The organism is Corynebacterium tuberculostearicum (assembly GCF_022347385.1).
Classification (GTDB): Bacteria; Actinomycetota; Actinomycetes; order Mycobacteriales; family Mycobacteriaceae; genus Corynebacterium; species Corynebacterium tuberculostearicum_M.
On sequence record NZ_JAKRDT010000010.1, the window covers coordinates 43,199 to 60,513 of the forward strand.

Here is a 17,315-nt window from a genome sequence, read left to right on the forward strand (position 1 = left end):
GATGCGAGGCTGGCATCAATGGCTAGGCTGGTGGACTATGTCGGATACGCAGAAACTCAATGACTTGCTCCACCTCGCGCACACGCGAGTGCTCAATGCAGAAGAACTGGAGTCTCTCAACGCCTTAAACGGCGGCCTTGCGGAATTGCTAGGACTGCAGTTCACCCACGTGGGCCCGCGCGAGGCCCGTGCGAAACTGCAGGTGCGGCCGGAGCATCACCAACCCTGGGGAGTAGCCAACGGTGGGTTGTATTGCTCCATCGCAGAAACCGTGGCCTCCATTGCCAGCGTTGCGGCTGCCGACGCCCCCGCAGTCGGCGTCAATAACTCCAGCGACTTCATTTGCTCCACAGGAAAGGGCGAGTTAGAAGCCGTGGCTACGCCCGTGCAGCTAGGCGGCCGCACCCACGTGTGGAGCGTCGAGATGCGGCAAGGCCGCGAGCTTATCGCCCGCACCACCTTGCGCACTATGATTCTGCGCTAGTCCACCCGAGCGGCGGTAAAAGACATGCCGTGGGCGGAAAGCCGCTGCAGATAGGGCTTTCCAAGTCCGGTGGCCGGGGTGAGTACGCCGCCTGCGTGGCTAGTACCGGAGCGCGAATCGAGCAAGCAGAGAGCAGCCTGGCTCAGCATCATTGCGGTGACTTCATATCCTGGGTCACCCTCGGCAGAAACAGTTGCCCGCCAGCGTTCGCCATCTTCGGTAATGCCGTGGTGGCTGACCTGGAAATGCGCGCCCTTAGGGCCGGGTTTGGGCAGGATTTTTTCCACCAGCGGGCGCAGGCGCGACTGAGTGCCATCAAAAAGTACCTTGGTGGCGAGCGCCAGCCCATAGGCGCGGGCGCGACCGGGAAGACCGGTGCCAGCCCACCATGCTTCCTTGTAAAACAGGCGCGCTCCCCACGCGCGCCCCAGCAGAGCGTTAGAGCGGCGCACCACACGGGTATTGAACATGGACATAAAAAACGGTCCTACCCAGCCCACGCCGTCGACCTCTTTAATTTCGAAGTCTTTCTGGAGGCCGTCTAAGCGTGGCCCGGCCTTGGGATCCGGGTCCAGCGAGTAAGGATTGTGCAGGTTACGGGCTACCTCTTTGTCCGCGTGCGCGGCATGCGAGACCTGCAGGGAAGACTCGATGGTGCCCGGTGAGATTCCCCCTTTGAGCTTGTCGACGACCATCTGCACCCGTGCAAACGGCTTTCCTGCCGCCTGATAGAGATTAAGCATGCCCATATCCGAGGGCACGGAATCAAAGCCGCAGGAGTGAACGATGCGCGCACCCGTGGATTGGGCAGTGGCGTGGTGGGAGTCGATGCTCCGGCGAATAAAGGGAACCTCACCGCAGAGGTCAACATAGTCCACACCATGGCGCGCGCAAGCGGCAACGACGTGGCCACCATACAGGCTGTAGGGGCCGACCACGGTGATTAGCACCTTGGTACCTTCCACCATGCGCTCCACAGCGGCGGCATCATCGGCGGCGGCGATGGCGATGTCCCAGTGCGGATTGAGTTCATCGCGCAGCGCGGCTAACACCGGTCGGTTCCGGCCGGCCAGAGTCACAGAGGGCGCGTTAATCGAGGCAAGGTAGCGCGCCACCAATTGGCCGACCAGCCCGGTAGCGCCGTAAACAGTGATATCGCTCATAATGCACGAGCGTACCGGAGGGATTAGAGCCAGTGGTTCTTTCGGAACCAAGCCCACAGGCCCACAACGACCAAGATCATAATGATAATCGCCGTGGGGTATCCCAGCGCCCAGTGCAGCTCCGGCATAATGTCGAAGTTCATACCGTAGATACCCGCCACCAGGGTAGGCGCGGCCCACATACCAACGACCGCGGAAATGGTGCGCATATCCGAGTTCTGTTGCATCGTTACCTTGGCCACGGAGGCGTCGATAAGCGAGGTAAGGCGCTCATCGAAGCTGGATACTTGGTCCTTGACCACGAGCTCATGGTCGTTGACGTCGCGCAGGTAGGAGCGCAATTGCTTGGAAATTAAATCCTTGTGGTCAGAGACCATGGATTTCAGTGCCACCGAGAGCGGGTCAATGGCATGCTTCATCTCCAGCACCTCACGCTTGAACATGTAGATGCGGTCCACATCAAACTTGAGGTTAGGGGTGAAGATTTCTTCTTCTAGCTCATCGACCTCGATGCTAATGAGGCGGGAAATCTCCGAGTAGCGGTCCACCATCATATCCAGGATCTTCCAGGCCATGGCCACTGGGCCAAGCTCTACCAAGTCCTGCTCATCTTCTACCGTATAAGCCAGGTTGGGCAGCTTTGCGCCGTGGCGGACGGTGATGATGAAGTTGGAGCCCATGATCATCTGGATCTCACCGGTGGAAATGATCTGGCGCTTATCCGTGACCTCATCATGATCGCGGTAGTTCACGGATCGTGCGACCACGAAGAGCTGATCATCGTAGCGCTCGAGCTTAGGGCGTTGATGGGCCATAACGGCGTCTTCCACGATAAGTTCGTGGATCCCAAACTGGGAGGCCACCTTGGTCATCTGGGATTCATAGGGCTCGTGCAGGCCCACCCAAATAAATCCGCGGCCGTACTCCTCAATGGCTTCCAGCGCGGAGCTGGTGGAATACTCTCCAGGAAGCGCCTCGCCATCCACAAAGACGCGGCAATGTTCGATGGCGCGCTCTGGTGGTACCGGCAGGGAAGTAGGCTTACTAGGAGGCTCGGGTTTCTTGCGGCCCCTAAAGGGTGAAGGTACGGATGGCATCTTTTCAGCCTCCTTTGCGCGGTAGTGCGGATATTTTCCCAATGGGCAGGCGGCGATTTTACGCAGCGGGTAAATCTTACACCGAAGGCGGGTAATATAATCGAATCTATGCCTACGTGGAAAGAAGTAACCGACGCTAATCCCGAGCACTCCCATAACTTTGCTCGCAAATGGAAGGTGCTGGCCGCACAGGGTAAAGACATCAACGGCGAGGCCCGGCTTATCGACGCCATGGTGGAACGCAACTCCACCATCCTCGATGCCGGCTGTGGCACCGGCCGCGTCGGCGGCGAGCTGCTTCGCCGTGGCCACAGCGTTGTGGGCGTCGACGTAGACCCCATTCTCATCGAGCACGCAGAGCACGATTTCCCAGAGGGGCAATGGTTCGTGGGAGATCTGTGCGAGGAAGAGGTGCCCGAAGGCCCCTTTGATATCGCCGTGTCCGCAGGCAATGTCATGGGCTTTCTAGCAAAGGACGGCCGCGAGCCCGCGCTGCGCAATATCTATGATTCCCTCAAGCCCGGTGGTCGCCTCGTCACCGGCTTTGGCGAGGGCCGTGGGTGGGAATTTGCTGATTTCCTCGACATGGCGCAGAAGGTGGGCTACCGAGTCGACTTCACTTTCTCCTCGTGGGACATGAAGCTCTTCTCGGAGCATTCCACCTTCCTCGTCGCCGTTCTTTCGCGCCCTGGGTCGGACTTGCTGGCCTAAAAGCGCCTATCGGCTTGGTCGAAGAAGTCAACCTCATGGTGGCTGGCGGTAATATAGGCGCGCTCGGCCCGCAGGCGGGTGCGCTCATCCGCCCCGGCGAGGGCTTGTTCGACGATGTCGAGGCTAGTGCGAACCCCGTTGAGGAAGTCCTCGCCGCCGTACATGGAGAGCCATGAGTGATAGGGGTGTTCGGGGGAATCAAATTCTGCGAGGTGGAGGCCTACCTCTGCATATAGCCAGTAGCAGGGCAGTACCGCCGCAGCGCCCACTACGTAGTCATCCGTATGCGTCGAGCGGATGAGGAAATCCGTATAGGCGCTAGTTACCCGGGAGGCTGCAGTCGTGATATCGCTCTCGAGCCAGCCGCGGTGCAGCTCGGCCTCCACTGCCAAGCAATCATGCGCTCCCTCAGCCCAATGCAGTTGCTGTGCCGCTTCTGGGGCTTGGCTGGCGAGGCGAGCCAACGCCTTGGAGTAGGCATTCAGGTACTGAGCATCTTGGTCGAGGTAGAAGCCAAAGGCATCCTTTTCCAACGCTCCCGTGCCCAAGGCCCGAATAAAGGGCAGATCCTTGATGGCCTCCCAGTGATCCCCGGCTAGGTTCCACAGGCGTTGCGTGTGCGGGCCGGCCGCGGAAACGCGCGGCTGGTCAACGTTTTCCGGTTCTTCCAAACTGCCGGATAAATACGGCCGGGGCAGGGTAGACGCCGCCTGCATAAGGCGCTGCGAGCGATGCAGGTGGTCCACGGGGCCGTGTCCCTTGCCCACGTGAAGCGCATCCGCATGGGCAATGGCCTCATGCAGCCACTGAGTGGACCAAACCAGAGCTGCCGCGGGACTATCGCCGGCTCCCAGGCGGGTGGCTAGGGCAGAGGAAAGGGAACACCCAGTTCCATGCGTGTTCTTCGTGTCCACACGGCTGGAAGCAACGCGGTGCACAGCCCCATCCGCATTAACCACCGCATTGTCGGCGATGTCAGCATCGAGGTGCCCGCCCTTGACGACGACCGCGGTACCAGCACTCTTCGCCCATTCCTTCGCCGTGGCAATGGCCTGCTCAAGATCGCCCGCCTCGTCCGTCTGGGTAAGGACTGCCAATTCCTTCAAGTTGGGAGTGATGAGGTCCACCTGGGAGCAGAGATCGCGAACGGCCTGTTCTGCTTCCTTCTCCAGCAGGCGATCTCCACTGGTAGCCACCATGACCGGATCAAGTACCACGGGAACATCGTCCGGCAGGCGGCGCAGGAAGTCTGCGACCTTGGCGGTAATGGCGGCGTCGGCAAGCATGCCAATCTTTACCGCATCAATCTCCACATCATCGATGACGGAGTCTAGCTGCTCCTGCAGAAAGTCCACCGGTGGCACGTGGACGCTGCGGACACCCTGGGTGTTTTGAGCCACCAACGCCGTCACGACGCTCATGCCGTAGCCGCCGGCGGCAGAGATGGATTTCAGATCGGCCTGAATGCCTGCTCCGCCAGTGGGATCGGTGCCGGCAATAGACAGTACTCGGGGATAGATGCCTTTAGCCATGGAAAGCCTCCTTAAGGTGGGCGGCGGCTGCTGCGGGATCCTCGGCCGCCATGATGTCGCTGACTACGCAAATTCCGGCAAACTCGCTGCCCGCCAGCTCGTGCGCATTATGGGTCTTGATTCCGCCGATGGCCACGGATTCGATGCCACGCTCACGTGCGGCGTGGGCGAGTGCTGCGGCCGCAGCCGGCCCCATGCCGGCCGGGGCGTTTTTCTTCGTTCCGGTCGAATGCACGGGCCCGATGCCAATGACATCTGGGCGCGCATCGTCCGCAATAGCAGCAAGCTCGTCGCTACTGCCGATGGATAAGCCAATAAGCTGGCCCTCACCCAGCTTCTCTCGGGCCTCGCGAAAAGCCATATCATCCTGCCCAATGTGCAGGTGGCAGCCAAGTTTTGCGGCCACCTCTACGCGGTCATTGATGAACAACGGGACATCGCCCAGTACGCCAAGCAGCTCGCGGGCCGTGCGCTCAATCTGTTCATCGCTAGCTTCCTTGTCCCGGAGCTGGACAACGGTAACACCGCCGCGTACAGCCTCCTGGACGATGGAAACCACGTTGTCACGCCCGCCAGCCAGATCTGGATCGGTGACCAGGTAGAGCGTCCAGTCAATAGCCATCTAGATCCCCTCCACGTCAGTGAGCTTGACCAGGCCCTCGATGTCCGCCGGCTGGACATCGTAGAGCGCATCCAGCCAAGCAACGGCAAAGGAGCCGGGGGCGTGGTGTTTTTCGGCGGCCACGCTACCTGCCGCGCCAACGTGCGCGTGGGCGGCGATGATCGCTTCGAAAGGATCCTCCCACGCGGCCAGATATGCGGCGCAGATAGCACCAAGCGAACAGCCAGTACCGATGACGTTTTGGAGCATCGGGTGTCCCGATTCGAGGTAGACGGCACGGGTTGTATCGCCGACGTGGACGATAAGGTCCCGCGGGCCGGAAATGGCCACGACGGCTCCGGTATCCCGGGAAAGTGCTACTGCCGAATCCAGGGCGGCTTCCACGCCATCGGTAGATTCGACGCCACGGCCGCCCTGCCCAGTACCTGCGAGGGCGATGATTTCTGAGGCGTTGCCACGAATTGCGCCCGGGCCGAGTGGCAGCACCTCGCGCATGAATTCGGTGCGGTGGCTCAGTCCGCCGGCGCCTACCGGATCGAGTACCCAGGGGGTGTGGGCGGAGTTCGCCCCAGCGATAGCCTCGCGCATGCCGCCGTATTGCTCTGAGCTGGGCGTGCCGCAATTGATGAGTACGCCGCTGGCTACTTGGGCGAATTCGCGCGATTCCTCCGGCGTATCGACCATCGCCGGGCTAGCCCCGATGGCCAGCAGGGCATTGGCGGTGACGTTGCTGACGACCTTATTGGTCAAACATTGAATAAGCGGCGTGGACTCGCGCACAGCGTCGTGTGCGCGCAGAAAAGCATAATCCACAACTATCCCTTCGCTAGTTCTAACTGAGTGCAGGTTCGATGGGTATTTCTCAGCCGCACCGCGTGCGGCACCCCATGTTGCGTGTCTCAGCCTAACAAAGGTCACGGAAACTATGTGCGAAAATCGATGTCCGGGCTCCCCAGTAGTGGAATCGCCGGCGCTAGCAGCAGGTAGCCGAGGAAAATAAAAATCGCCGCCCAGAGCCTGCTTTGCAGCAGGTGGGGCGGCGATGCGAGCGAGGAGGTACTACTTCTCGTTCTTGTTAATGATGTTGCGTGCGATGCGCTGCTGGGTGGTGATCTCCAGGTTGCCGCGATCGCGGGAAAGGATATTGGTTGCCCAGTTAACCAGCACGGCCAAGCGGCTGCGCAGACCAATGACGTAGGTCAGGTGCAGGCCGAGCCATGCAACCCAGCCTGCAAAGCCACCGAACTCGGTCTTGCCCAGCTTAACGACGGCGTTGAAGCGCTTGACGATGGCCATGGAGCCCTTGTCAAAGTAGTCGAAGGCTTCCTTCTCATTTGCGGTAGATTCCTCGTCCACCTTGGCCTGGATGAGCTTTGCGACGTGCGCGCCACCCTGGATAGCAACCTGTGCCAGACCCGGCAGGCGGTTGAGGGAGATCATGTCACCGATCATGTAGACGTTGTTGTGCTCGCCCACGGTCAGGTCCTCGTTGACGGAGACGCGACCTGCGCGGTCTGCCTCGACGCCAGCCTGCTCTGCAACCATCTTGCCCAGTGGGGAAGCGGCCACACCAGCCGACCAGATCTTGGTAGCACCTGTCAGGGTGGTCTCCTCCTCGGTCTTCATGTCCTTGTAGGTGACGGTATCTGCGGTTACATCAGTCACCATGGCGTTGAGGTGAACCTGTACGCCTTCCTTTTCCAAGGTGCGCTGCGCCTTGCGGCCCAGGCGCTTGCCAAATGGTGGCAGTACCTGTGGGGCGCCATCGAGCAGGTAGATCTTGGCGGAGGTAGTGCCGTAGTTGGAGTAGACATCGTTGAGGGTACGGTTTGCCAATTCGGCAATCTGGCCGGTGAGCTCAACGCCGGTTGGGCCGGCACCAACGATGATGAAAGTGAGCAGGCGCTCGCGTTCTGCGGGGTCGTCAGTAAGCTCAGCCTTTTCAAAGGCCGAGATGATGCGAGAACGCAGCTCCAGGGCATCGTCCAAGGTCTTCATGCCGGGGGCGAACTCGGCGAAGTGGTCGTTGCCAAAGTAGGACTGACCGGAACCCGCGGCGACAACCAGGGAGTCATAAGCATAGGTGCGGGAGAACTCGTCCTGCTCGGCGGTCACCGTCTGGTCCGCCAGATTGATATCAGTTACCTCAGCGTTGACGAAGTGGACGTTGTCCTGATCGCGCAGCAGCTGGCGGGTGGAAGGGGCAACCTCACCGGCGGAAATCATGCCGGTTGCTACCTGGTACAGCATCGGCTGGAACAGGTGGTGGTTCTTCTTATCGATGAGGGTGATTTCCACATCGGCGTTCTTCAGCTTCTGAACGGTGTTGAGACCACCGAAGCCGGCGCCAACCACGACGACGTGGTGGCGGCCACCGTTGGGGCGATAAGGGGTATCAGTCATGGATTTAATGCGACCTTCCTTAAGAAAGCTAATGTTTTGTACCTGTACAGTCTAAACACTTCAAACAGAACGCGCATACTTAATGACTGATAAACTTCCGCCCCTGCGTTGCGGATTCCGTGGGAAGAACCGGCGCGGCTGTGCGGAGCGCCTAAACCGGGGTGCGCACAAAGCTGACTAAGGTTGTTCCGGATAGTGACTTCCTCCGCCCACCAAGGAGCGCACCTGGCATTATGTCTTTTACCCGCCCTGAGTATTTGAGCTCTATCGATGCAGAATCCTGGCCCAATGTGGCTACGGTTCCCGCACCTCGTTGGCCTGGAATGAAAGCCCGCCGGGCAGAGGCTGAATTTGCCAAGGCCTGCGATGATGCCGGTCTAGAACTGGACCTCGAAGCCGAAGATGGACCAGATCTCAAGGTGGGGCATGATGCCTTGTTTGAGCGCATTGCCGCTAGCGGTTGGTTGGGATTTGCGGAAAGCTACATGGCAGGAGAGTGGACCGTCACTTCCTCCTCGCAGCTGGTAAAGGTGCTCGGCCGCCTATTGGGAGCAGGCTACCTCCCCAAGTCCAAAATGCTTGGTGCTGGTAAGTCGGAGCCAGGGGAGCTGCCACTGGAATTGGTTCGGCTCTATGCCGGCGATGGATTAAGCCATGTAGGTGGGATTTTTTCCAGTGGCGTACCGACCACCATTAGGGAAACGGTGGAAAGCTATAGCCCCAAGGCCGGCCGCAAGGAGCCGAAGAGCCACTTCGTCGATGTCACGACGCTGAGTGAGCCCACGAGTGTGGACAGGGATGACCTGGGAGATGCGCAGCGCCGCGCAGCGGATTGGCTGCTTGACGGCACCCGCACCGGCGCCGGAACCCACCTGTTGGTGTACCCGGCTGCCGGAATGCAGCCAGCGATGCGGGCGACTAAGCGACGCGCTACGGTGGACGTTTTGACCAGTGATGTGGACCAAATGAGCCACATGCGCGAGGCCCTCGTACTAGAGGGGGCAGACGATTCCATCCATGTCGAGCGCATTCCCGGTGTCGTCCCGAACCCTAAGCAATGGCACGGGCACTATGACGCAATCGTCACTGTAGAAAAGGTAGAACAACTCAGCGCCAGCGAGCGCAAAGAATATATCCGCGCAGTCGACCGGTTCTTGACGCCTAATGGGCGGGCAGGAATCCAGTCCATCGTTGCGACCGAGTCGATGACGGAGGCCGGTAAGGCCTCGCTTCAGGCCTTGCGAGCCTATGTGTGGCCGGGGTTGGACTATCCGCGCACCACGGAGATGCACCAGCTAGTGGATAAGAACTCTAACCTGCGCATCGTGTCCGAAACACACGTAGGCACCCATTACTTGGAATCCCTGCGTCAGCAGCGATCCTTTTTTGACGGGCACCTGCGAGAAGCAGCGGCCGCTGGGTTCGACCCAGTCTTCCGTCGCTTATGGACCTTCCAATTTGCCCTCCGTGAGGCCCTTATGACGCTCGGGATGATTGACTCGGTGCAATTTGGGTTGGCTCACCGCAACCGCGGGGGCCGGCGTTAGGCGGGCGGCCCTTAGGCCGGCGGCCCTTAGGCCGGCGGCAGCTCGTCGAAGTTCTTCATCAGATCCGCACTGGGCACAAAGAAGTTGGTGCCAGTAAGCGCGGTGGAGAAGTCCAAGATACGGTCGTAGTTTCCCTCCGGCTTGCCAATGAACATATTGCGCAGGCGTTCCATGACGTTTTCGGGGTCCTTGGCATAGCCGATGAAGTAAGTGCCCATCTCACCCGCGGCGAAAGAGCCGAAGACCATGTTCTCACGGTAAATATCTTCCTCTAGGTCATTGAGGGCGACGTGCGAGTTAGTGGGCTTGGTATCGTCATCCAACTCGATATCGTCGGCCTTGGTGCGGCCGATGACCTCTTCTTGCTCCTCGGTGCTCAGCTCGTTCCACTTGGCCAGGTCGTGGATATATTTTTGGACGGTGACGTAGGAGCCACGAGGGTAGTCGCCGTTGTCGCCAAGCAGCACGGTATCTAAGGCCTCTTCGGCGAGGGGATTGGCGGTGCCATCCACAAAGCCTAGTAAATCGCGCTGGTCCAAGTACTTAAAGCCGTGGGTCTCATCGATAACCCTGGCGGCATCGCCCAGCTGATCCAGTACCTGGCGGGCCATCTCATGGCACAGGTCATAGGTATTCGCACGGAAGTGGAGAAGAATATCGCCCGGCGTGGCCGGGGCCTTATGCGCGGCATCGATTGCCTCAAATTCCTTCAGGCGTTCCGGCATAGGCGCGCTGGTCAAACGCGGCCACATGGAAGCACCAATGCCGACTACGGTATAAAGCTCGCCTTCGTTGTAGCGGAAGTTAACGGACTTAAACAGTCCGGCAAACCCCGTGAGCATATCGCGAGTGGCCTGCTCGCCACCGTCCTTGATTTCAAGGACGAGGAAGAGAGCTGCGCGGGAAGGCTTATCTACTACGTGCTGAATCGTCATGTTGTCGATTCTACGCACCCTGTGGAGATGAGGTACGTTCGCCGGCTTGGAATCGCTCCTGATAGAGACCTGCTTGGCCGTTATATGCGCTAGTGTGCATTTTGGTTGAAAACTAACCGATAGCCGGGTGAGAAGATGTGGACATGGATACGAAGAAGTAGAAGAAAAGGAACCGCGCGGCTCTTCGTATTGTTTGCGCGGAATGACGATTCATATGATGAGTCTTTTGCAGGAGTTGCGCTGACGCGCGCTCAAGAAAAAGCGATGGGACAATGTGTAGACCGCTCAGGGGTAACCTGTTGGACTGAAGAGGCACACCTGCGTGGGTGGAAAGGTCCACTGGATGTAGAACACCATCCGGAAGTGGTTTATATCGTATTTAGCGGTGGACACGCGCAGGGATCGGATCCGTCGAACGCTGAATTCGATCCAGAGCTTAAGGCCGCATGTGCTACGAGAGGCCTAGCCGAGAAAGAAGTCATCCGCCGTATGAGAAATGACGAGAGCCCAATTGTCGTGAAGGAATGGCACATCTGGGAAGCTTCATTCGGGCGCGTGTTGTCAGGAGCGAACGACAGAAGCGAGGTGCAGGTATCGATGTATGGAGTCAGGAGCTAAAAGGGGGAATGCCACCCCTGGTTAAAATGACATAATGTACATTATCGGACAATTACGGATATCTAGCGGACCTTCATGTGTCACCCTCAGTCGCGCCTGGGTGCTAACACATCTTCCCGGCCCATCTATTGGGCCCCGATTCAGCTTCGTCAAACCTCCACGCGATATTACGGCGCTTTGCTTGGCGACGACCCGCGGTCTCTGTCACGCCACCCGCTGGCCGCCGGCCGCCAGGCTCAGGCGCAGGTATCGATTCCGGCTGCCGCTCATTGGAGTTCGGATTTGCGGCAGCCGACCCCATCTGCCTTTCGTGACTTTTTATTCCGGGGCCAACCGTTGGCGACGGTGTTTCGCTCGGCGACCGAAAACCTGATATCGGGCGAAAAATAGGCCCTACTGGCGGGACTTACTACACCACTATATAAAGTCACACTGACTTTAATCGAGGAAGTACACCCAACGCCGTGAAGGTCTAATTAGCGGTTCTGGTAAGCGCTCCACAGCTGCCAGATAGTCAACAGCGCCAAAAGGACAGAGATGGCCACAATGACCCACATCTGTTGAACGGCGACGAAAATGGTAAAGCCGATGACGACGATGAGGCGCAGCCACATAAACGGGATAATCTGACGGGAATTCACAGGCTTAAGCCCTCGTTAGTTCTTCTCGAAGGAAATGCGGAGATTTACCTCGCCGTTTTCCTCGACCTTCGCGGCGAGCATCTCTGGGGTCTCCACGCCATAATCAAGGCGATTTACTGGCACGGTGCCGCCGATGACGATCTGATCGCGATCGCGAAGAACGTCGAAGTCTTGGGAAATCTCGTGCGTTTCATCCTTGATAGTCAGATCTCCGGTGAGCTTGACTGTGCCAATGGAGCCGTCATCCGGGACGTCGGCAAGCGAGGCCGGCTTAGTCAGCTCAAAGGATGCCTCTGGGAAAAGCTGAGTCTCAAAGAGCTTGGACTTCATGTTCTGATCACGTACCTTTTTATCTGTGGTCAGTTCATCCATATCAACGGTGACCGTGGCGGTTTTAAGGGTGGAATCAGAAATATCCGCCTGGCCGGTTACCTCCGTGGTTGAACCCGATGTGGTGGTCTTTTCCGCAGGTAGAACCTCATTAAAGGTAAAACCAACCGAGGTATGGTTATTGGCACGGCCCTTGGCTACCTCCCAGGTGCCATCGAGCTCCGTTGATGCGGCCTTTGCGCCGTCGGCGGAAACTGGTTCGGTCTTTACTCCGGCGCCCTTGAGAAGCGAATACATCATCGGGCCAATGGCCACGGCGGTGAGCAACACAATCAGCACCACAAAGATGGTGATGACGAGCTTGCGGTTATAAAAAAGCTTTTTCATCTTCTATCGAAGTCCTTCTAGGCGTCGCGCCAGGGCAACAAGCTCTTCGCACAAACCGGCAAGCTCCTGCGCACTAGCGCCTTCCTCCGCGGCGGTATTGATATCTTCTGCGGAACAACGTAGTTCAAAAAGTCCGTCACGCAAACTCTCTGCCTTTTCTGGAGTAAGGATGACGGCATTGGCGGGAATCCCCGTGCCACTGACGTTATTTCTTTGCTCATAAGCACGCTGCTTACAGGAGGCGCTGCAAAACTTCCGTGGCCGTCCCCTACCGCCTTGGTCAATGTCCTTCCCACACCATTGGCAGGAACCGACGTTGCGTTCACGACTAGCTGTACGGATCACCCGGTACACTTTAGTCCATTTTGGGCGGGCTGGGAACAAAGACGCGTGGGTGTTCGTTATAATTAGTAGCTCTTAGGCGAAGTTTTGCTTCGCACTCAATCAGGGATCTCTTTGAAAAGGATGATGTTGCATGGCAGATCGCGTACTCCGTGGCAGCCGTATGGGCGCAGTCAGCTACGAAACCGACCGCGACCACGACCTCGCACCGCGCCAGATGGTGAAGTACCGCACCGAAGACGGCGAAATTTATGAGGTGCCTTTCGCGAATGATGCTGAAATCCCTGAAGAATGGATGTGCAAGAACGGCAAGCTGGGCCACCTGGTAGAAGGTGAAGGCGTTGAGTCTAAGCCCGCTAAGCCACCACGCACCCACTGGGATATGCTGCGTGAGCGCCGCTCCATCGAGGAGCTCGATGAGCTGCTTGAAGAGCGCATTAACCACCTGCGCTCCCGCCGCCGTTCCGCAGCCCGCCTCCTGAAGGAACAGCAGGAGCAGCAGCAAAAGAACTCTTAAAGTTCTACGGTAGCATAAGGCCCGTACCTCCCTAGTCTGGCTAAGGGACGGTACGGGCCTTATGCGTTGTGGTGGCGCCTACTTCTTCAGTTGCGCAATCTGGTGCTTTGCCAGATGGCCGATCTCGCTGGCGAAGTCAGACACCCAGCCGGCGCTCTTACGGGCTTGAACGCCTAGATCATGAATGGAGCCGTCCTTGACTTCACGGTTGACCAACTTGGACACGGCGCCACCGAAGTCCTGCAGCTGCTCAGCGCGATGAGCAACGCCCCACTTGGTGACCTCGAGCAAGGAATCCTTCACGAAGGACCCATCAAGCTTGGATTCGCCATATTCGCGCTCGGTAAAGGTAATGGGAACTTCGCGGACGTCAAAGCCGGCCTTGACAGCACGGAAGGCCAAATCCACCTGGAAGATGTAGCCGGCCTTGGACAGCTCATCAAAGTCGATGGACTCGAGCAGTTCGCGGCGGAACGCACGGTAACCAGCGGTCATATCGGACAGGCCAGCGCCCAGTGCGACGGAAATGTAGATATTGCCCAAGCGGGACAGGTACTCGCGGGATGCTGGCCAGTTGACGGTCTCGCCACCCGGAATATAGCGGGAGCCGATAACTAGGTCCGCGCCCTTGTCCACCTCTTCTAACAGCAGGTGAAGCTGTTCCGGGGCGTGGGAGCCGTCTGCATCCATCTCGCACAGCACTTGGTAGTCGCGCTCCAATCCCCATTCAAAGCCGGCGATATAAGCGCCTAGCAGGCCGCCTTTGCCCTCGCGGTGAAGAACGTGGATGTGGTCATCTTGCGCTGCGAACTCATCGGCCTTGTCACCAGTTCCATCGGGAGAGTTATCGTCCACGATAAGGATATGAACCTCCGGGATTGCCGCGCGGACGCGTCCGGTGATAAGAGGCAGATTTTCGATCTCGTTATAGGTCGGGATGATGACCAAGGTCGAGGATTCAAGCGTGCTCACAGTGTTTATGCTCCTACGTATGTATCTGTGCCGGGGCGGCGCGGGGTGCGTCGCAGGCGGTTTGTGCGCAAAGCTACCAGTGCGCAGACTGTTCCAATAATAACCATGAGCCATTGCAGGGGCGAACCAAACCTGACGGAAAAGGTCTCGCCACTACGCAAGGGCAACTGCTCTACTAAGGCATCTGGCGTAAAAATCTCCGTGGACTGGCTAACGTGTCCATCTGGGTGAACGATGGCGGATACTCCAGAAGTCGCCGCCACCACCACGGCTCGGTCCGTCTCTATTGCACGCAATCGGCTCATGGCCAATTGCTGGTAGGTCATATCGGAATGGCCAAAGGTGGCGTTATTGGTGGGAGTAGTTAGCAGTTCTGCGCCATTTTTCACCGACTCCCTAAAGGCGCTATCGAAGGAGACCTCGTAGCACGTTGCCACGCCAACCGGCACGCCCGCCATGGAGACCACACCTGGGCCGTCGCCGGGCTTAAAATCGCCGGCGAGGTCCACATAGTCAGAAAACTTGGCAAAGAAATCCCGCATGGGCATAGTTTCGCCGAAAGGCTGTAGGTACTTCTTATAGTGATGGTCTCCCACCGTATGACCAGGAGCGAAGACCTGCATTGTGTTGCGGGCTCCCACCTCATCCCGCGTAGCGGTGCCAACCAAAACAGGTGCGTCTATCGCATCGACGGCGCCACTGATCGCCGAGGCTGCCTTGCCGTCACGGAATGGGTTGATATCAGAGGAGTTTTCGGGCCAGATGACTAGGTCAATGTCCTTGTCGCGTGCGGCCAGCTTCTTTGTCTCAGCCACGTGGTTGTTAAGGACCGCTTGGCGTTGCCCGGCAAAGTCTAGGCCCATGCGTGGTACGTTTCCTTGGATAGCGGCAACCTTTGCTTCCCCGACAGTGGAATCGTCTCGGTTGATTCCCAGACCTGCCACCGTTGCGCTTGCAAGGGGAAGGATAGCTGCTAAGAATGCGGCGCTTTTGGCTTTCCATCCGCGTTGAATCAGCAGTGCAGCGAGACCGCAACCGCACAGAACCGTGGCTGCGGTAATGAGCGAGGTTCCACCCCACGGAGCCAGGTTGGCTAGCGGTCCGTCGATTTGTCCCCAAGCCAATTTCACCCAAGAAAAACCGCCGAAAGGTACCGAAGAACGCAACACCTCCACCGCGAGGTAGAAGAACGGGAAGGCAATAAAACCGTATTTCCACCGCGCTACTGCCGCGCCGCCAATGCCCAGTAGAATCGCGTATACCGAAAGCCATATAGCCAAAGCGATGTATGGCCCACTGCCCACTAATTCGCCGATCCATGGCAGCGTCAGCAGGTACAGCACGAGCGAATGCGCGACTGCAAGAAGCGCGCCCACACGGGCGGTAACGTGCCTAGTTCCCCACGGCAGCAAGCTCGCGTACAGCAAGCCCACGCCCACAATGGCAGCCCACCACCAGCCACGGGGCTCGATGGCGGCATACGTAAGCAGACCGGAAAGGCCCGCCACTACGAGGCGGGCAAGAGTTAGCACCACTAGCTCTTTCCGCCTTTGGAGTCGCCACCAGAGGGTCCGAAGTCATCTGGATCCAGGTTCTCGCTCCAACGGCGGATCTCTTCCTCATCCAACACCTCATGCGGGCCAGCATCCTGCGTGCTGGGATGCCCACTGTGTGTTGCTTGGCCACGACCAAAGGAGCCAAAGTCGCCATAAGAGTCGTGCTGCTGCGCCATTGGGGTGGCCTCGTAGATCTTAACGCCCATGTTTTCGATCTTGCGGTACAAGGAGGCCGCTAGCACCGTGCGCAAGACGGCGCGGGTCGGCGAGAAGATAAAGAGGGCTCCGAGGATCGTCGTCAAGAAGCCCGGCAAAGAAAGCAACATGCCGCCTACCAAGGTAAGGCCCACATTGCTGGCGGTCTTGCCCACATTGCCGGCGTGAACGACGTATGTCCCGTCCCCTGTGCGTTCGACCTGCTTTCCCATCAAGCGGCGCACTTCAATGCCAGCGATGGACATTCCGAAGAACATGGTGACAAAGAGTGCGATAAGCGCCCAGCCAACGCCGATCCATTTTGAGACGGCCCAAAAAGTCAGGGTCTCTGCGACCATGTAGAGAGCAAAATACATAAACGGCATGGCCTCAGTCTAACGAGGCAGACTGATAAAGTGCTGGCAACACTCATGCGCGAAGGTGCAACCGCGGCAGGTTAGACTAGTGCGCATGTTTACTCCTGCGCTTTTTGAAGACCCCCAGTACGGCACGTGCATCCGCATCCACGTTGCCGGCGGCAGCACCCACGCCCAGGATTGGGTCACTTTGGCGCAGTGCGCCAGTGCTGTTGCGGATGGGTATGTCTACATCGACCGGTTCTCCGCAATCGAGCTGCGCGGCATTAAGGATGCGGAGGCACTCAACCAGGAGCTCCAGCAGTTGCACTTGCGTGCCACGGCGATGCCGGTGCTGGCTTCGCCTTTGTCGCCGGCGGCCAAGCAAACGGCCCAGGACATCGCGGCTGAGCTGGGTACGGCGGAAAGCGGTCCCGGACTGGCAGTTATCGCCCACGACGACGTACCGACCGGCGCAGCCGCAGTCAGCCTTAGCATCGACGGGGACGGTGCCCTGCGCCTTGAGCGTTCCCCGCTTGGCGACGCCCCCTCTGCCCCACTGACTCCACAGGCTGCTGCCCACCACTATGAGGAGGCACTCCAAGGCGCCGAATCCCTAGAGCATAGTGCCTCCGACCTGGCAGAACCAGGCCCCATCGGCTGGTTAGATGATCATTTGCCTGCGGGCGTAGTTGACCTCGGCGCGGGCGTGCACCGCGGCGCCATCCCTGCCGAGTTTGCGCAGCTCATCGGCCAGTTAGAGGTAGACATCACCGTCACCCCATGGGGCGGATTAGTCTTTCACAATATTGCCGAGGGTGACGCCGAAGTGGTACTGCGCGTACTCGCCCCGCGCGGTTTTATCTTCGACATCAATTCTCCCCTGCTGCGCGCAGACTAAAAAGAA

The 17,315-nt window shown here is 58.6% G+C and carries 18 protein-coding genes; 5 read left to right on the plus strand and 13 right to left on the minus strand.

All coding sequences use genetic code 11. From position 1 onward, the window contains the following. Positions 1 to 37 precede the first annotated feature (37 nt). Entirely contained in the window at positions 38 to 484 is a 447-nt protein-coding gene (locus MHK00_RS07255; protein WP_005329576.1) for a PaaI family thioesterase, read from the plus strand. Here the strand turns inward: MHK00_RS07255 and MHK00_RS07260 are convergent. Then, on the minus strand, positions 481 to 1,647 hold the full coding sequence (locus MHK00_RS07260) for a saccharopine dehydrogenase family protein (protein WP_250411001.1): 1,167 nt from the start codon (positions 1,645 to 1,647) through the stop codon (positions 481 to 483). The genes MHK00_RS07255 and MHK00_RS07260 overlap by 4 nt on opposite strands. A 23-nt stretch (positions 1,648 to 1,670) precedes the next feature. Continuing rightward, entirely contained in the window at positions 1,671 to 2,744 is a 1,074-nt protein-coding gene (locus MHK00_RS07265; RefSeq protein ID WP_005324749.1) for a magnesium and cobalt transport protein CorA, read from the minus strand. Positions 2,745 to 2,852: 108 nt separating this feature from the next. On the opposite strand from MHK00_RS07265, the gene MHK00_RS07270 reads away from it, so the two are divergent. Next, positions 2,853 to 3,455 (plus strand): class I SAM-dependent methyltransferase, encoded by a 603-nt coding sequence (locus tag MHK00_RS07270; RefSeq protein ID WP_005329591.1) that lies wholly within the window; start codon positions 2,853 to 2,855, stop codon positions 3,453 to 3,455. On the opposite strand, the gene MHK00_RS07275 is transcribed toward MHK00_RS07270, so the two are convergent. The 4 genes from MHK00_RS07275 to MHK00_RS07290 form a co-directional block, all read right to left on the minus strand. After that, positions 3,452 to 4,987 carry a bifunctional hydroxymethylpyrimidine kinase/phosphomethylpyrimidine kinase gene (locus MHK00_RS07275; RefSeq protein WP_250411003.1) on the minus strand — a complete coding sequence of 512 codons (1,536 nt, stop codon included), beginning with the start codon at positions 4,985 to 4,987 and terminating at the stop codon, positions 3,452 to 3,454. The genes MHK00_RS07270 and MHK00_RS07275 overlap by 4 nt on opposite strands. Further along, on the minus strand, positions 4,980 to 5,609 hold the full coding sequence (gene thiE, locus MHK00_RS07280; RefSeq protein WP_005324753.1) for a thiamine phosphate synthase: 630 nt from the start codon (positions 5,607 to 5,609) through the stop codon (positions 4,980 to 4,982). The genes MHK00_RS07275 and thiE overlap by 8 nt, the downstream gene beginning before the upstream one ends. Beyond that, positions 5,610 to 6,422, minus strand: coding sequence for a hydroxyethylthiazole kinase (gene thiM, locus MHK00_RS07285; RefSeq protein WP_250411005.1), 813 nt, complete (start codon positions 6,420 to 6,422; stop codon positions 5,610 to 5,612). Positions 6,423 to 6,668: 246 nt separating this feature from the next. Next, on the minus strand, positions 6,669 to 8,012 hold the full coding sequence (locus MHK00_RS07290) for an NAD(P)/FAD-dependent oxidoreductase (RefSeq protein ID WP_005329603.1): 1,344 nt from the start codon (positions 8,010 to 8,012) through the stop codon (positions 6,669 to 6,671). A gap of 233 nt (positions 8,013 to 8,245) precedes the next feature. Between MHK00_RS07290 and MHK00_RS07295 the strand changes: the two genes are divergently transcribed. Further along, the gene (locus MHK00_RS07295) at positions 8,246 to 9,559 is read left to right on the plus strand and encodes a class I SAM-dependent methyltransferase (RefSeq protein ID WP_005324757.1); all 1,314 of its coding nucleotides are present in this window, start codon (positions 8,246 to 8,248) and stop codon (positions 9,557 to 9,559) included. Between the two features lie 26 nt (positions 9,560 to 9,585). On the opposite strand, the gene MHK00_RS07300 is transcribed toward MHK00_RS07295, so the two are convergent. The 4 genes from MHK00_RS07300 to MHK00_RS07315 form a co-directional block, all read right to left on the minus strand. Further along, positions 9,586 to 10,494, minus strand: a complete 909-nt coding sequence (locus tag MHK00_RS07300; protein ID WP_250411006.1) for a Dyp-type peroxidase — start codon at positions 10,492 to 10,494, stop codon at positions 9,586 to 9,588. A gap of 1,094 nt (positions 10,495 to 11,588) precedes the next feature. Further along, positions 11,589 to 11,753: a hypothetical protein gene (locus tag MHK00_RS07305; RefSeq protein ID WP_250411008.1), complete on the minus strand. Its 165-nt coding sequence runs from the start codon at positions 11,751 to 11,753 to the stop codon at positions 11,589 to 11,591. Between the two features lie 15 nt (positions 11,754 to 11,768). Continuing rightward, positions 11,769 to 12,470: a YceI family protein gene (locus MHK00_RS07310; RefSeq protein WP_250411010.1), complete on the minus strand. Its 702-nt coding sequence runs from the start codon at positions 12,468 to 12,470 to the stop codon at positions 11,769 to 11,771. A gap of 3 nt (positions 12,471 to 12,473) precedes the next feature. Then, positions 12,474 to 12,815 carry a hypothetical protein gene (locus tag MHK00_RS07315; RefSeq protein ID WP_034655353.1) on the minus strand — a complete coding sequence of 114 codons (342 nt, stop codon included), beginning with the start codon at positions 12,813 to 12,815 and terminating at the stop codon, positions 12,474 to 12,476. 130 nt (positions 12,816 to 12,945) lie between these two features. Here MHK00_RS07315 and MHK00_RS07320 point away from each other — a divergent pair, with 130 nt between their 5' ends. Next, positions 12,946 to 13,329, plus strand: a complete 384-nt coding sequence (locus MHK00_RS07320; protein WP_250411012.1) for an RNA polymerase-binding protein RbpA — start codon at positions 12,946 to 12,948, stop codon at positions 13,327 to 13,329. Positions 13,330 to 13,407: 78 nt separating this feature from the next. Here the strand turns inward: MHK00_RS07320 and MHK00_RS07325 are convergent, their stop codons facing one another. From MHK00_RS07325 to MHK00_RS07335, 3 genes are read right to left on the minus strand one after another with little or no spacing between them, the layout of a single operon-like run. Further along, positions 13,408 to 14,301: a polyprenol monophosphomannose synthase gene (locus MHK00_RS07325; RefSeq protein ID WP_250411014.1), complete on the minus strand. Its 894-nt coding sequence runs from the start codon at positions 14,299 to 14,301 to the stop codon at positions 13,408 to 13,410. A gap of 5 nt (positions 14,302 to 14,306) precedes the next feature. Then, positions 14,307 to 15,836: an apolipoprotein N-acyltransferase gene (lnt, locus tag MHK00_RS07330; RefSeq protein WP_250411015.1), complete on the minus strand. Its 1,530-nt coding sequence runs from the start codon at positions 15,834 to 15,836 to the stop codon at positions 14,307 to 14,309. Then, on the minus strand, positions 15,836 to 16,438 hold the full coding sequence (locus MHK00_RS07335) for an FxsA family protein (RefSeq protein WP_250411016.1): 603 nt from the start codon (positions 16,436 to 16,438) through the stop codon (positions 15,836 to 15,838). The genes lnt and MHK00_RS07335 overlap by 1 nt, the downstream gene beginning before the upstream one ends. Before the next feature lie 85 nt (positions 16,439 to 16,523). Between MHK00_RS07335 and MHK00_RS07340 the strand changes: the two genes are divergently transcribed. Then, positions 16,524 to 17,309, plus strand: a complete 786-nt coding sequence (locus MHK00_RS07340) for a precorrin-3B synthase (RefSeq protein WP_250411017.1) — start codon at positions 16,524 to 16,526, stop codon at positions 17,307 to 17,309. Positions 17,310 to 17,315 lie beyond the last annotated feature (6 nt).